At 64.7% G+C, this 13,830-nt stretch carries 11 protein-coding genes; 4 read left to right on the forward strand and 7 right to left on the reverse strand.

Going from position 1 to position 13,830, the window contains the following annotated elements; genetic code table 11:
- Positions 1-89 precede the first annotated feature (89 nt).
- From sfnR to CQW31_RS12360, 6 genes are all read right to left on the reverse strand, one after another.
- Positions 90-1,190: a sigma54-dependent transcriptional activator SfnR gene (sfnR, locus tag CQW31_RS12335; protein WP_054887003.1), complete on the reverse strand. Its 1,101-nt coding sequence runs from the start codon at positions 1,188-1,190 to the stop codon at positions 90-92.
- A gap of 9 nt (positions 1,191-1,199) precedes the next feature.
- A complete protein-coding gene (locus CQW31_RS12340) occupies positions 1,200-2,384 on the reverse strand; it encodes an acyl-CoA dehydrogenase family protein (protein ID WP_099814588.1) in 1,185 nt (394 codons plus the stop codon).
- A 9-nt stretch (positions 2,385-2,393) separates the two neighbouring features.
- The gene (gene msuE / locus CQW31_RS12345; protein ID WP_054887001.1) at positions 2,394-2,954 is read right to left on the reverse strand and encodes an FMN reductase; all 561 of its coding nucleotides are present in this window, start codon (positions 2,952-2,954) and stop codon (positions 2,394-2,396) included.
- A 288-nt stretch (positions 2,955-3,242) separates the two neighbouring features.
- Positions 3,243-4,091 (reverse strand): proline/glycine betaine ABC transporter permease, encoded by an 849-nt coding sequence (locus tag CQW31_RS12350; RefSeq protein WP_099814589.1) that lies wholly within the window; start codon positions 4,089-4,091, stop codon positions 3,243-3,245.
- Positions 4,088-5,104, reverse strand: coding sequence for an ABC transporter substrate-binding protein (locus tag CQW31_RS12355; RefSeq protein WP_099814590.1), 1,017 nt, complete (start codon positions 5,102-5,104; stop codon positions 4,088-4,090). Before CQW31_RS12355 ends, CQW31_RS12350 begins: the two co-directional genes overlap by 4 nt.
- 218 nt (positions 5,105-5,322) lie before the next feature.
- Entirely contained in the window at positions 5,323-7,467 is a 2,145-nt protein-coding gene (locus CQW31_RS12360; RefSeq protein WP_099814591.1) for a methyl-accepting chemotaxis protein, read from the reverse strand.
- Between the two features lie 234 nt (positions 7,468-7,701).
- On the opposite strand from CQW31_RS12360, the gene CQW31_RS12365 reads away from it, so the two are divergent.
- Complete coding sequence (locus CQW31_RS12365) at positions 7,702-9,021, forward strand: Na+/H+ antiporter family protein (protein WP_054886997.1); 1,320 nt, start codon at positions 7,702-7,704, stop codon at positions 9,019-9,021.
- A gap of 4 nt (positions 9,022-9,025) precedes the next feature.
- Here the strand turns inward: CQW31_RS12365 and CQW31_RS12370 are convergent, their stop codons facing one another.
- The gene (locus CQW31_RS12370; protein ID WP_054886996.1) at positions 9,026-10,033 is read right to left on the reverse strand and encodes a FecR family protein; all 1,008 of its coding nucleotides are present in this window, start codon (positions 10,031-10,033) and stop codon (positions 9,026-9,028) included.
- A 270-nt stretch (positions 10,034-10,303) separates the two neighbouring features.
- Here CQW31_RS12370 and CQW31_RS12375 point away from each other — a divergent pair, with 270 nt between their 5' ends.
- The 3 genes from CQW31_RS12375 to CQW31_RS12385 are packed head-to-tail and all read left to right on the forward strand — an operon-like array spanning position 10,304 to position 13,533.
- A complete protein-coding gene (locus tag CQW31_RS12375) occupies positions 10,304-10,777 on the forward strand; it encodes a MarR family winged helix-turn-helix transcriptional regulator (RefSeq protein ID WP_099814592.1) in 474 nt (157 codons plus the stop codon).
- A 30-nt stretch (positions 10,778-10,807) separates the two neighbouring features.
- Entirely contained in the window at positions 10,808-12,001 is a 1,194-nt protein-coding gene (locus CQW31_RS12380) for an HlyD family efflux transporter periplasmic adaptor subunit (protein ID WP_054886994.1), read from the forward strand.
- On the forward strand, positions 11,998-13,533 hold the full coding sequence (locus tag CQW31_RS12385; RefSeq protein WP_099814593.1) for a DHA2 family efflux MFS transporter permease subunit: 1,536 nt from the start codon (positions 11,998-12,000) through the stop codon (positions 13,531-13,533). Before CQW31_RS12380 ends, CQW31_RS12385 begins: the two co-directional genes overlap by 4 nt.
- Positions 13,534-13,830 lie beyond the last annotated feature (297 nt).

Genomic DNA, 13,830 nt, shown 5'->3' on the forward strand with positions numbered 1-13,830 from the left:
GCCCGCTCCCATAGCAATTGCACAAGTCTCGGCGCTGTGGTGATCCTGTGGGAGCGGGCGTGCCCGCGAAGAGGCCAGTACAGGAATACTCAGATGGATAACCGCACCACCCGGTTATCCAGCACCTGTGGCTGCTGTGCCCGACGTTTGTTCACCACCAGTTCGCCAATGGCAATCAACCGCGTGCGCGTGACATTGCGCGACAACCCGAGCAATTGCGCGGTATGCACCTGGTTGTAATGGCAGAAGTGGTAGGCCGAACGCAGCAGGGCATTCTCGACCTTCTCGTACAAATCGCCAGGCTGTTCCTCATACAACCGGCTGAACGCCTGCAGCAGCAGATCGTCCACGCCAGGGTTGACCGGTTCTCCTTCCTGGCGTTCCAGGCGCAGGTTGGACAGCCGCAAGTCCTGCGCCTGCACCACGCCGTCGCCGCAGGTCAGCAGGCTGTGGTGGATGACGTTCTCCAGCTCGCGGATATTGCCTGGCCAGCTGTACTCGACCAGCTTGGCCTGGGCTTTGGGGCTCAGCTCCACCGGCCCGTAGCCCAGCCGCTCGCTGTAGCTTCTGATGAAGTGCCGGGCCAGTGGCAGGATGTCCCCCGGCCGGTCGCGCAGCGGGTGCAACTGCAGGGTCACCACGTTCAGCCGGTAGTACAGGTCTTCGCGGAAATGCCCGGCGTTGATCGCCTTCTCCAGTTGCACGTTGGTCGCCGCCAGCACCCGCACATTGATCGGGATACTCTTGCGCGAGCCCAGGCGCACCACTTCACGCTCTTGCAGCACGCGCAGCAGCTTGACCTGGATCGGCAACGGCAGGTCACCGATCTCGTCGAGGAACAGCGTGCCGCCGTTGGCCTCTTCGAACCAGCCGGCCTTGGCTGCCAGGGCACCGGTAAAGGCACCTTTTTCATGGCCGAACAGCTCGGCTTCGACCAGCGACTCGGAGAATGCGCCGCAGTTCACCGCGATGAACGGACCGTTGCGCCGGCCGCTGAGGTTGTGGATATGCCGTGCGACCAGCTCCTTGCCCGTGCCGGTTTCGCCAATGATCAGGACGCTGGCCTCGCTGGGGGCGACCTGTTGCAGGTGGGCGAGCAGCGCCTGCGACCTGGGGTCTTCGAAGACCTGTGCGGTCGCCCTGATCGAGGTAGCCAGTGTCGGTGACGGGGGGAGGGTCAGCAGTTGCATGAGCGATCCTTAGGAATAGAAGGATGGAGCGGGGCGCTTGCTGCACAGGGCCCACTCGCCGAGCTCGTGGATGCGGTAGTCCACCGGGTCGTGCAGGGTTTGCGTCCTCAGATTGCGCCAGTGGCGGTCGAAACGCAGCGAGGCGTGGGTGGCGCGTGCGCCGGTCACCTCGAACAGGCGGTTGCAGATGTCCAGGCCGTGGCGCGTGGCCGCGACCTTGGCAGTGCCGATTGCCAGTGCCAGGTCGCCGCGTTCCTCGGCGCTCAGCGCCTGCTCCTTGGCCCAGGCGCTATCGAGCTGGCGGGCGGCGCGGGCGATCAGCAGGCGCACGCTCTCAAGGCCCACCCAGAACTCGCCGTAGTGGTGCAGCACGTACGGGTCTTCGGCGCTGCGGGCTGCAGTGGAGCGGAACCACGGCCGGCTTTCCTTGAGGCTGTACTGGCGCGCCTCGTCGAAGGCGCCTTCGGCGATGCCGAGGAACAGGTTGGCAAAATGCAGCTGGGCGATCAGCGGACGCAGGGCGGCGAACGGCGTGCTCAACGGCCCGGGGTCGAGCAGCAGCTCGGCGTGTTCGACGCGTACCCGTTCGAAGGTGGCGCTGCCGCTGTCGGTCTGGCGCTGGCCGATGTTGCTCCAGTCGTTGTGCAGGGTGATGCCGGTGCGCCCGCTGGGGATCGCTGCGATGAGCAGCTTGCCCCCGGCGCGTTCGTCCACCGCCGAGGCGATCAGCATTTCCGAGTCGCTGGCGCCGGAGCAGAAGCTCTTCTTGCCGGAGAACTCGCACCAGCCGTCGAGGTGCCTGACCACGGTGCGGGTGTCCAGCGGGTTGAGGGCGTTGCCCCAGAACCAGTGCTTGCGTGCGGTCTGCTCGAACCAGGGTTGCCACTGCTCCGGGCGCGAGAACAGGCGCACGGTGGCCAGCATCAAGTGGTGAAAGCCGAACACATGGGCAAGCGAGCTGTCGACCCGGGCGAACTCGCGCACCACCTCGAAGGTGTCATGCCAGCTCGCGCCCTGGCCGCCGAAGGACTGGGGAATGACCAGCGACAGTAACCCGCTGCTGCGCAGGGCATCGCGTTCGGCCTTCGGCGTGCCACCGCGTTCGTCGCGCTCCACTGCGGTCTGGGCGAACTGCAAGGCCAGGTCGCGCGCCACCGCCAGTGCCGGACGGGCCGCATTCAAAGGTGCATTCATGACGGCTCCTCAGGCGCTTTCACGCAACGCGTGATGGGCCCCGAACAGCGGCACGGCGCGCTCGGCGGCCAGGCGTATGCGCGCCCCAAGGGCTTCGCTGGAAACCTTGTAGTCGGCAAGCTCGGCCTGGCTGGCATACACGCCGATCGGCAGGGTCAGGGCCTGCAGGAAGCTGAACAGCGGGCGCAGTTGGTGGTCGAGGACCAGCGCGTGGCGTTCGCTGCCCCCGGTCGCAGCAAGCAGCACGGGCGTGTCGACCAGGGCGTCCTGGCCGATCAGGTCGAACAGGTGCTTGAAGTGGCCGGGGAAGCTGCCGCGGTAGACCGGCGCGGCAACCACCAGCAGGTCGGCCTTTTCCACCAGACGCAGCTGTTGCTCCACGGTGTCGGGCAGTTCGCTGCGCCACAGGGCGGCACCCAGCGGCCGGGCGATGTCACCCAGTTCGATCAGGTGTGGCTTGATGTGCAGGTGTTGGCTGAGTTCGGCGAGGATCGCCTCGGTCAGGGCCAAGGTGCGAGAGGGGCGGGTGGTACCGCCAGACAGGGCGACGACGTTCAGTGGGGTGCTCATGGGCAGGTCTCCGGTTCTGGTTGAGCGGGGGACTTTGCTTGAGCAATCGTCGTGCCGAGTTGTCAATGCTTTATGGATCAACAGGTTGCGAAACTTTAGACGCTACCGCTGTTGCTTTGTGGGCGTTGTGTGTTGATCGGGTGTTGCGCTGCAGACAGTTGGCCGGGTGTTGGCGGCTGTACAGTTGGGACCGTTATAGCGAAATTGAGCGTGGTTAAAAAAGAATAAGAATTCATATTCTTATGCAATTTAGCGGCGCAGCAGCCATCGCGGATGGCGGGTGGCCGATTACTTGCCGTTGCGCCCATAGGCCTGGCTGATCCGGTCGATGACCATCGCCAGCGCGACGATGGCCAACCCGGCTTCGACGCCTTGGCCGACATTGAGCGTCTGGATGCCTGCCAACACATCCTCGCCAAGCCCCCGGGCACCGATCATCGAGGCCACCACCACCATCGACAAGGCCATCATCACCGACTGGTTGAGCCCGGCCATGATGCTCGGCAACGCCAGCGGCAGGGCAATGCGCCGCAGCCGCTGCCAGCGGCCGGCACCGAGGCCGTGGGCGGCCTGCAGCAGTGAAGGGTCGATCTGGCTCAGGCCCAGCTCGGTCAGCCGCACCAGCGGTGGCAAGGCATAGATCAAGGTGGCGAACACCGCAGGTACCTTGCCCAGGCCAAACAGCATCAGCACCGGGATCAAATAGACGAAGGCCGGTAGCGTCTGCATCACGTCCAGCACCGGCAACAGCAGGCGCCGGGCCAATGGACGGGTGGCCAGCAAAATGCCCAGGGGCACGCCAACCAGTACGCACAGGCCGGTACTGACCAGCACCAATGCCAAGGTCTGCAGCAGTTTGTCCCACAGCCCGAGCATGCCGATGAACGCCAACAGTGCGACCAGCACTGCGCTGCGCAGCAGGCTGCGGCTGGCATGCCAGGCGAGCAGGCCGACCAGCAACAGCAGCAGCCACCAGGGCATCAGGCGCAGCAGGTTCTCCAGGCCGACCAGCAGCTGCAGCAATTGGTCGGAGACACTGCGCAGGTGGTCGCCATAGTGCAGCACCAGCCAGTCGACCCAGCGGTTGATGGTGTCGGCGAAAGACAGTTGCAGGGCTTCGGGAAAGCCAGCACTCACAGGCTCGCCTCGACCTTGGTGGCCACCTCAGCGGGCAGCCAGGCCTTCCACACCTGCGGGTTGGCACGCAGGAACGCCTTGGCGGCATCGGCTGCTGGCTGGCGCTTTTCGTTCATCTCGGCCAGGGCCTTGTTGAGGACGTCGATGGGCAGGTCGACCTTCTCGAAGACCGTTACCAAGTCCGGGTAGCCATCGCGAAAGGCCTTGGACACACCGATCGACAGCTTCGCCGGCAACGACTGGCTGCCTTTCGGGTTCGGGTTTTTCGCATCGGTCAGGGTCGCCCAGGCGCTCGCATCGAACGGCGGTTCCTGCAGGCGCACCAGGTCGTAGCGCCCAATCAGCGCGGTGGGGCTCCAGTAATAGAACAGTACCGGCTGGCCGCGGCGGATGGCCGAGCTGATTTCGGCGTCCAGCGCTGCGCCGGAGCCACTGCGGAAGTTGTTGTAAAGGCCATCCAGGCCATAGGCCTTGAGCTTCTGACTGTTGACGGTCTCGGACGTCCAGCCACTGGGGCTGTTGAGGAAACGGCCTTTGTCTGGCAGCTCGGGGTCGCGGAACACCTGCGGGTAGCGCTTGAGGTCGTCGACGCTGCGCAGGTCCGGGGCCAGAGGCTTGAGGTTGCGGGCCGGGTCACCCTTGATCACATAGGCCGGTACCCACCAGCCTTCCTCGGCATTTTTCACCGTGTCGCCCAGGGCGAACACCTGGCCGGCCTGTTCGGCCTTGACCCAGGCGGGGCTGCGCCCGGCCCATTCCTCGGCGATCACCTGCAGGTCGTTGCGCGCCAGTGCCACCTCCATGCTCACCGAGCTGCCGGGGAGGGTGTCGGTGGGGTAGCCGTAGCCGTGCTCGACGATGTGACGCAGGATTTCCGTGGTCAGGGCGCCGCTTTCCCAGCCGATGGCGCCGAAGTGGATGGGTTTGGCTTGCTCTGCCGATGCGGCGCTGTCGGTGCTGGCCAGGCCGATGGTGAGTAGCAGGCCGGCCAACAGCGCAGGGATTGTCTTCATGAGGGCCTCTTGGTTTGCCGCGCCTTGGGTTTGGGGCAAGTGTAGACGAGGGGGGCGGGCACCCAGGAGGGAGGTTTGCGTGATGGGGCTGCAAGCGCCTCGCACCGACATTCCGGTAACGCCTGGCGCACGGCCACGTAGCGCAGCGGTTGATGACGAGCGGTGGCATGACGGGAGCTGACACCGCTGCGCCCCCCGCGCAGCGGCCTGCTAGCCCTTTAGACGCGGAACTGGTCCATCAGCGCCTGCTGCTGGTTGGCCAGGCTGTTCAGCGACTGGCTGACCCGCGCCGACTCGTTGGCCTGGCCCGACAGCGATTCGGTGACATCGCGGATGGTCGCCACGTTGCTGTTGATCTCTTCGGCCACTGCGCTTTGTTCTTCGGCCGCCGAGGCGATCTGCAGGTTCATGTCGGTGATCACGCTGACGGCCTGGCCGATGCGCTGCAGTGCGCTGACCGCCTGGCCAACCTGCTCGACGCCACCTTGAGCCTGGCGGTGGCTCTGGTCCATGGTGCCCACCACATCACGGGTGCCGGTCTGCAGGGCCTCGATCACCTGGCGGGTTTCTTCCACCGACTCCTGGGTGCGCTGGGCCAGGTTGCGCACTTCATCGGCGACCACGGCAAAGCCGCGGCCAGCTTCACCGGCGCGGGCTGCTTCGATGGCGGCGTTGAGCGCCAGCAGGTTGGTCTGCTCGGCGATCGAGCGGATCACCTCCAGCACCGAACCGATTTTCTCGCTGTTCTGCGCCAGGCCTTCGACTTCGGCCATGGCTTCGCTCATGTTGGCGGCCAGGGCATCGATGCTGGTGGTGGTACGGTCGATCACCGCCAGCCCCTCGCGGGTGGCCTGGTCGGCCTCGCGGGCAGCCTGCGCGGCCTGGGCGGCGCTGCGAGCGACGTCCTGGGCGGTGGCGCTCATTTCATGGGACGCAGTGGCCACCTGGTCGACCTGGCGGTACTGCTGTTCCATGCCGGCGCTGGTTTCGCTGGCGATGGCCGACGACTGGTCGGCGGTGCCACGGGCGGCCTGCACCGAGCGCTTCACCTCGGCGATGGTCGGTTGCAGCTTGTCGAGGAAACGGTTGAACCAGCCGGCCAGTTCGCCGAGTTCGTCGCGCTTGTCGTAGGTCAGGCGGCGGGTCAGGTCGCCTTCACCGCTGGCGATGTCCTTGAGCATCGCGGCCACGCCGAGGATCGGCTTGGTCACGCCCCGGGCCATCAGCCAGACCAGCAGCAGGCCGGCGATCGCGGCGGCCAGGCCCAGGCCCAGTTCGAGCAAGGTACCGCTGGTGTTCAGGATGTCCAGTTCTTGCTTGAGTGCTTCGGCGGGGCCAGTCAGGGCACTTTCTGGCACATCCAGCAGCACGCCCCAGGGCTGAGCACCGGGGACCGGCTCGAAGGCGGCCAGCACTTTCAGGCGTGCCTGGTCGTGGACGATGTTCAGCTTGCCGGTGGCCAGCTTTCGCACCAGCTCGGCGCCCTGGCGCGGGTCGACCTGGTCGAAGCGCTGGGCCAGCTTGCTGGCGTCGGCGCTGTAGCCGGCCAGCAGGCCGACCGGGCTGAGGATACCGACCGTGGTGCGGCCCTCGTAGAGGCTGCGGCTGGCGTCCTGGCTCAAGGCCTGCAAGCTGTTGAGGTTGATGTCGATGGACAGGGTGGCGATGATCTTGCCGTTGACCGCCAGCGGGAAGACGATACTGGTCATCAGCACGCGCTGACCGTCGATGTCATAGAAGTACGGCTCTACCACGCAGACCTTGCCGGTGCTGCGCGGGCAGGTCCACCAGGTGTTGGCCGGTTGGCCGCTGGGGCCGATCTCGGTGTTGGCCATGTCGTGCTCGGGCAGGGCCATGGCGGTCAGCTGGCCGGCGCGTGGCTGCGACCAGTACAGGGCGAAGCGCCCGGTTTCGTTGCTGCCCAGCTCGGCTTTGCCGGCGAACAGGCTGTCCTTGTTGTCCAGTGCGTTGGGCTCGAACACCAGCGACAGGCCGAGCAGGTCGGGGTTGGCCTGCAGCGCGGCGCGCACTTGGCGGGTCATGTCTTCGCGCAGGTCGAACGCATCGAGGAAGCGTTTTTCCGCCTGTTCACGCAAGAACAATACCTGGCGAGAGAACCCCGCACCGTACTGGTAGGCGTCCATGAACTGGCGGCGAATGTTCAGAGCCTGAACCTCGCCTTGCGACTCGATACGCGACTGCGCGGCCTCGGTGAGCATCTGCATGCTGCTGGCCTTGACCAGGTCCGAGCTGTGGTCCATGCGGTACAGCGAAAGGCCGACGAGCAGGGTGACGATGCTGGCGAGGCAGAGACCGGCGAGCAGGGTGATCTTCCACTGAATGGAAAGTTGTCGCAAAGGCATGGGGAGTCCCTTTTTCTGGCAGTAAGGGTTTGGCGGTGAGGCTCAGAGGTGTTTGGCTTGAGGTTTTCGGCGCCTGTGAGCCTCCCCCTGTATCGGCCGTGGCGCTTTTTTCTTTATTCAAACATTCAATTTAAAATGGCAGCGAAATAAGCCGCCCTATGGCGTTTTTGACATCCAACTCCCAGTCATTCAGAGTGCGCGCTTTTTGTCTGCCGCTATGAGGAACCCCAAACCATGAATGCAGTGATCGCCGCCGTCGGCATCATGCTCATACTCAGCCTGTCCCGCGTGCATGTGGTCATCGCCCTGATCATCGGCGCCCTGGCCGGTGGCCTGGTCGGTGGGCTAGGCATCGAAGGCACGCTCAAGGCCTTCAACGGTGGCCTCGGCGGCGGCGCCACGGTGGCGCTGTCCTACGCGTTGCTCGGCGCCTTCGCCGTGGCTATTGCCAAGTCTGGCCTGGCACATGCCCTGGCCGACCGCGCCCTGAACATGATCGACCGCCAGGGCCATGCCAATGGCGGCAAGGTCAAATGGCTGCTGATCGGCCTGATGCTGGTGGTGGCGGTGTCGTCGCAGAACATCCTGCCCATCCACATCGCTTTCATCCCGCTGCTGGTGCCGCCACTGCTGTATGTGCTGACGCGCCTGCGCATCGACCGTCGGCTGATCGCCTGTGTCATCACCTTTGGCCTGATCACGCCGTACATGTTCCTGCCGGTGGGCTTCGGCAACATCTTCCTCAACGAGATCCTGCTGGCCAACGTCGCCAGGGCCGGGGTCGATGTCAGCGGGGTCAACGTCACCCATGCCATGGCCATCCCGGCCGCTGGCATGTTGGCCGGCTTGCTGCTGGCGGTGTTCATCAGCTACCGCAAGAAGCGCGACTACGACCTGGCGCGCATCGAGCAGGTCGAGCAGGTCAGCGTGCAGTACAACCCGCTCACCCTGCTGGTGGCGGGGCTGGCGATCGCTGCGGCATTCGTCGTGCAACTGTGGCTGGACTCGATGATCATCGGCGCCATGGTGGGCTTCCTGATCTTTTCGCTGTCGGGGATCGTGCGCTGGAAGGACACCGACGACCTGTTTACCGAGGGCATGAAGATGATGGCCATGATCGGTTTCATCATGATCGCCGCGTCCGGGTTTGCCGATGTGATGAAGGCCACCGGCGAGGTCAAAAGCCTGGTCGAGGCCGCAGCGCAGTGGGTCGACCACAGTAAGGGCATTGGCGCCTTGCTGATGTTGCTGGTGGGGTTGCTGGTGACCATGGGCATCGGCTCGTCGTTCTCGACGGTGCCGATCCTGGCTGCGATCTTTGTGCCGCTGTGCGTGCAGCTGGGCTTCGATCCATTGGCCACGGTATGCATCGTCGGCACCGCAGGTGCCCTGGGCGATGCCGGCTCGCCAGCGTCGGATTCGACCCTTGGCCCGACCTCCGGGCTGAATGTGGATGGCCAGCACCATCACATCTGGGACACGGTGGTCCCCACCTTCCTTCACTACAACCTGCCGCTGCTGGCGTTCGGCTGGCTGGCGGCGATGACGCTGTAAGGCGTCAGCCCTTGTCGGGTGGTGGGGAAATGCTGTTGAGGACGGTGCTGCCGTCCTTGCTGCGGGTCAGGTAGACCGGCAACACCTTGGGCAGGTTGTCCACCAGCCGCTCGACCTCGCCGGTGTTGTAGATGCCGCTGATGCGGATGCGCCCGGTACCGGGGTCGGCCAGCAGCAGCGGGGCGTCAAGGTAGCGGTTGATCACCGGCAGGGCCTGCTCCAGGCTCAGATTGTCGAGCACCAGCTTGCCGTTGCGCCAGGCCAGGCTGTTGTCGTAGTCGCTGTTCTCTGCCAGTTGCGGTTCGAAATCACCCGTGTGGTAGCTGGCCTGCATGCCAGGGCCAAGGCGGTAGCCGCCAGCACTGCCCGCGCTGCTGACCAGCACCGAACCCTGCACCAGCGTGACCTTGACCTGGTCCTGGTACTTCCAGACGTTGAACTGGGTACCGGTGACGCGGGCCTGGCCGCCACCGGCGCGGACGATGAACGGGTGGCTGCTGTCGTGCTGCACCTTGAAGAAAGCTTCGCCACGCTTGAGGGTGACCTGACGCTGGTCCTTGTAGTTGAGGTAGGTAAGTTCCGTGTGGAGATTGAGCTCGACCATGCTGCCGTCGCTCAACTGCACGGTCTTCATCTGGTTGCCCGCTTCGAAGTGCTGGTAGTGGTTGGGCAACCAGCCTTGCTCCCAACCCACCCAGCCGGCCAGCGGCAATACCAGCAGGGCCAGCGCTGCTGCCGAGGCCAGTGGCCGCCAGTTGCGTGATCGTGGCAGGTGCTGCGCGGGCAGGTTGAAATCGATGACCGTGGCGGTGCGCGGCAACAGGTCGGCGGTTTGCCAGATTTCCAGCATCGCCTGGTATTCCTCGGCATGACGCGGGTCGGCCGCCAGCCAGCGGGAGAAGGCCTCACGTTCGACCAGGGTGCAATCGTCGGCGTGCAGGCGCATGCACCAGTGCGCAGCGGCATCGGTGATCGGATCGTCTGGGCTGGGATTGAGGCGGTCTTGGTTCATCATGGCTCCGGGTTTTGCGCATTCTACCCCTGCACAGGGGTTCCCGAGAACCGAGGTAATGGCGAATGACTATCAGTTATGTGTGTTTTTCGTCGGTTGAGCAAGGGATTTCCGGCGTTTGAGAACGCTTCGCGGCAAACGGCTTGCGTGCCCGCTGCATCGTCGTCGACAACGGCTGTTTCATGAATATTTGCATAGCAGCCTAATCAAAGCTTTGACATTAACTGCCTAGGCAGTAATATTTTTAAACAATTCCCCGAGCAGACCCCGATGCATCATTTCACCCCGGAAAACTTCCAGACCTGCGCCATCGGCATGCTGCTGGGCCGGGCGGCGATCCTCAAGGACCGCATTCTCGACTGGCACCTCGAATCGGAAGGCGTCACCGCCGCACAGTTCAAGGTGCTGATCATTGTCACCCAGTACGAGGTGGATACCCCGGCCGAACTGTGCCGCTACCTGGGCCTGGACAGCGGTTCGATGACCCGCATGCTCGACCGCCTCGAGCAGAAGGGCCTGATCTTGCGCAACCGCTGTCCTGATGACCGGCGCCAGGTGCGCCTGGGGCTGACCGCCGATGGCCAGCGCCTGGCCGACCGCCTGCCGGAGATCGGCGCGGCGGCGATGAACGAACTGGTCGGCGTGTTGCAGCCGGACGAACTGAAGTCTCTCGAAGGTCTGCTGGCCAAGGTGCTGCTAGGTGCCGGCGACCCTCTGACGATCCGCCGCTTCGGCGATCGTTGATCCCTGTTACACATTTTCCAAGGTATTGTCATGGCCACTCCCACAGACACCACAACTCCCTCCGCCGACGCGCCAGCGTCGGGCAAGCGCAAGGCCTGGCTGCTTGGCCTGCTGTTGCTGGTACTGCTCGCCGGCGCCGGCACCTGGGCTTGGTACAGCCTGATCGGGCGCTGGCACGAAAGCACTGATGACGCCTACGTCAACGGCAACGTGGTGGAGATCACGCCGCTGGTGACCGGCACTGTCACCAGCATCGGCGCCGATGACGGCGACCTGGTGCATGCCGGCCAGGTGCTGTTGCAGTTCGACCCGTCCGACAGCGAAGTGGCCCTGCAGTCCGCCGAAGCCAAGCTGGCGCGCAGCGTGCGCCAGGTGCGCGGGCTGTACAGCAACGTCGACTCGCTCAAGGCTCAGCTGGAAACTCGCCAGGCCGAGCTGCAGAAGGCGCAGCAGAACTACAACCGACGCAAGGTGCTGGCCGACAGCGGCGCGATTGCCGCGGAAGAGATTTCCCATGCCCGGGACGATCTGACCGTGGCCCAGGCCGCCGTCAACAGCGCACGCCAGCAGCTCAACACCAGCACCGCGCTGGTCGATGACACCGTGGTGTCCTCGCACCCTGAGGTGATGGCGGCCGCGGCTGATCTGCGCCAGGCCTACCTCGACCACGCGCGCACCACGTTGGTGGCGCCGGTGACCGGCTATGTCGCCAAGCGTACCGTGCAGCTTGGCCAGCGCCTGCAGCCCGGCACCGCGACCATGGCGGTGATCCCGCTGAACGAGGTGTGGATCGACGCCAACTTCAAGGAAACCCAGCTGCGCGACATGCGCATCGGCCAGCCGGTGGAAGTCAGCGCCGACCTGTACGGCAGCGAAGTCAAGTACAGCGGCACGGTCGACAGCCTCGGCGCGGGTACCGGCAGCGCCTTCGCCCTGCTGCCGGCGCAGAACGCCACCGGCAACTGGATCAAGATTGTGCAGCGGGTGCCGGTACGTATTCACCTCAGCCCCGACCAGCTCAAGGACCACCCGCTGCGCATCGGCCTGTCCACCGTGGTCGAGGTCGACCTGCACGACCAGAGCGGCCCGACCCTGGCCCAGCAGCCACCACAGCAGGCCAGCTACACCACCCAGGTGTACGACCGCCAGCTGGTCGAGGCCGATGACCTGATCGCCCGGCTGATCCATGAGAACAGCGCCACCGGCAAGACGGCCCAGCGATGAGCAACAACGCCCCGGCGCAGTTCACCCCGCCGAGCCTGCTGCTGACCACCATCGGCCTGTCGCTGGCGACCTTCATGCAGGTGCTCGACACCACCATCGCCAACGTGGCGCTGCCGACCATTTCCGGCAACCTGGGGGTGAGCTACGAGCAGGGCACCTGGGTGATCACTTCGTTTGCGGTGAGCAACGCCATTGCCTTGCCGCTGACTGGCTGGCTGAGCCGGCGCTTTGGCGAGGTGAAGCTGTTCATCTGGGCCACGCTGCTGTTCGTGTTGGCGTCGTTCCTCTGTGGCATCGCGCAGTCGATGCCGGAACTAGTGGGCTTTCGTGTCTTGCAGGGTGTGGTGGCCGGGCCGTTGTACCCGATGACCCAGACCTTGCTGATTGCCGTTTACCCGCCGGCGAAACGGGGCATGGCGTTGGCGCTACTGGCGATGGTCACGGTGGTGGCGCCGATTGCCGGGCCGATACTGGGTGGCTGGATCACCGACAGTTACAGCTGGCCGTGGATCTTCTTCATCAACGTGCCGATCGGCTTGTTCGCCGCTGCCGTGGTGCGCCAGCAGATGCGCACGCGGCCGGTGGTCACCAGCCACCAGCCGATGGACTACATCGGCCTGCTGACGCTGATCGTCGGCGTCGGTGCGTTGCAGGTGGTGCTGGACAAGGGCAATGACCTGGACTGGTTCGAGTCGTCGTTCATCATCGTCGGCACGCTGATTTCGGTGGTGTTCCTGGCGATCTTCATCATCTGGGAACTCACCGACCGCCACCCGGTGGTCAACCTGCGGCTGTTCGTGCATCGCAATTTCCGGGTCGGCACCATCGTGCTGGTTGGTGGTTATGCGGGGTTCTTCGGCATCAACCTGATCCTGCCGCAGTGGTTGCAGACGCAGATGGGCTATACCGCCACCTGGGCGGGGCTGGCGGTGGCGCCGATCGGTTTGCTGCCGGTGATCATGTCGCCGTTCGTGGGCAAGTACGCGCACCGCTTCGACCTGCGGGTGCTGGCGGGACTGGCGTTCCTGGCGATCGGCACCAGTTGCTTCATGCGTGCCGGGTTCACCAGCGAGGTGGACTTCCAGCACATCGCCCTGGTGCAGTTGTTCATGGGGATTGGTGTGGCGCTGTTCTTCATGCCGACATTGAGCATTCTGCTGTCGGACCTGCCGCCGCATCAGATTGCCGATGGCTCGGGGCTGGCGACCTTCCTGCGCACGTTGGGGGGGAGCTTTGCGGCTTCGTTGACGACGTGGATCTGGATTCGTCGGGCGGATCAGCATCATGCGTACCTGAGTGAGCATATCAGCCAGTTCGATCCGGCGACGCGGCATACACTGGAGCAGATGGGCGGGGCGAGTGCGCAGCACTATGCGCAGTTGGAGCAGATCGTCAATGCGCAGGCGTACATGATGTCGACGGTGGATTACTTCACTTTGATGACCTGGGTGTTTGCCGGGTTGATCCTGCTGGTGTGGTTGGCCAAGCCACCGTTTACGGCGAAGGCGGGGCCGGCTTCGGCGGGCCATTGAGGCAGTAACGCTGCTGTTGCTGTTGCTGTTGCTGTTGCTGTTGCTGTTGCTGTTGCTCTTGCTCTGCTTTTGCTTTGGCTTCTAAGCGCGCGATAGTTCAGGCGACGCAAATTGCGACTTCAGGAGGCCGAACGCAGGTCTTGCGGAGGGAGGTGACGGGCATGGATGCCCGTCAAGCGCTGGGCCCCAGGATGGGGCCTGCAGCGCGGTCCTCCCGGGAGCAAGGCCGGAGTGAGGGGACCCCGGAGCGTAGCGCAGGGGCCGGATGATGGGAGCGGGCGGCTTTGGTTACTTTGG

This window comes from Pseudomonas sp. 382, from assembly GCF_002759075.1.
GTDB lineage: Bacteria > Pseudomonadota > Gammaproteobacteria > Pseudomonadales > Pseudomonadaceae > Aquipseudomonas > Aquipseudomonas vlassakiae.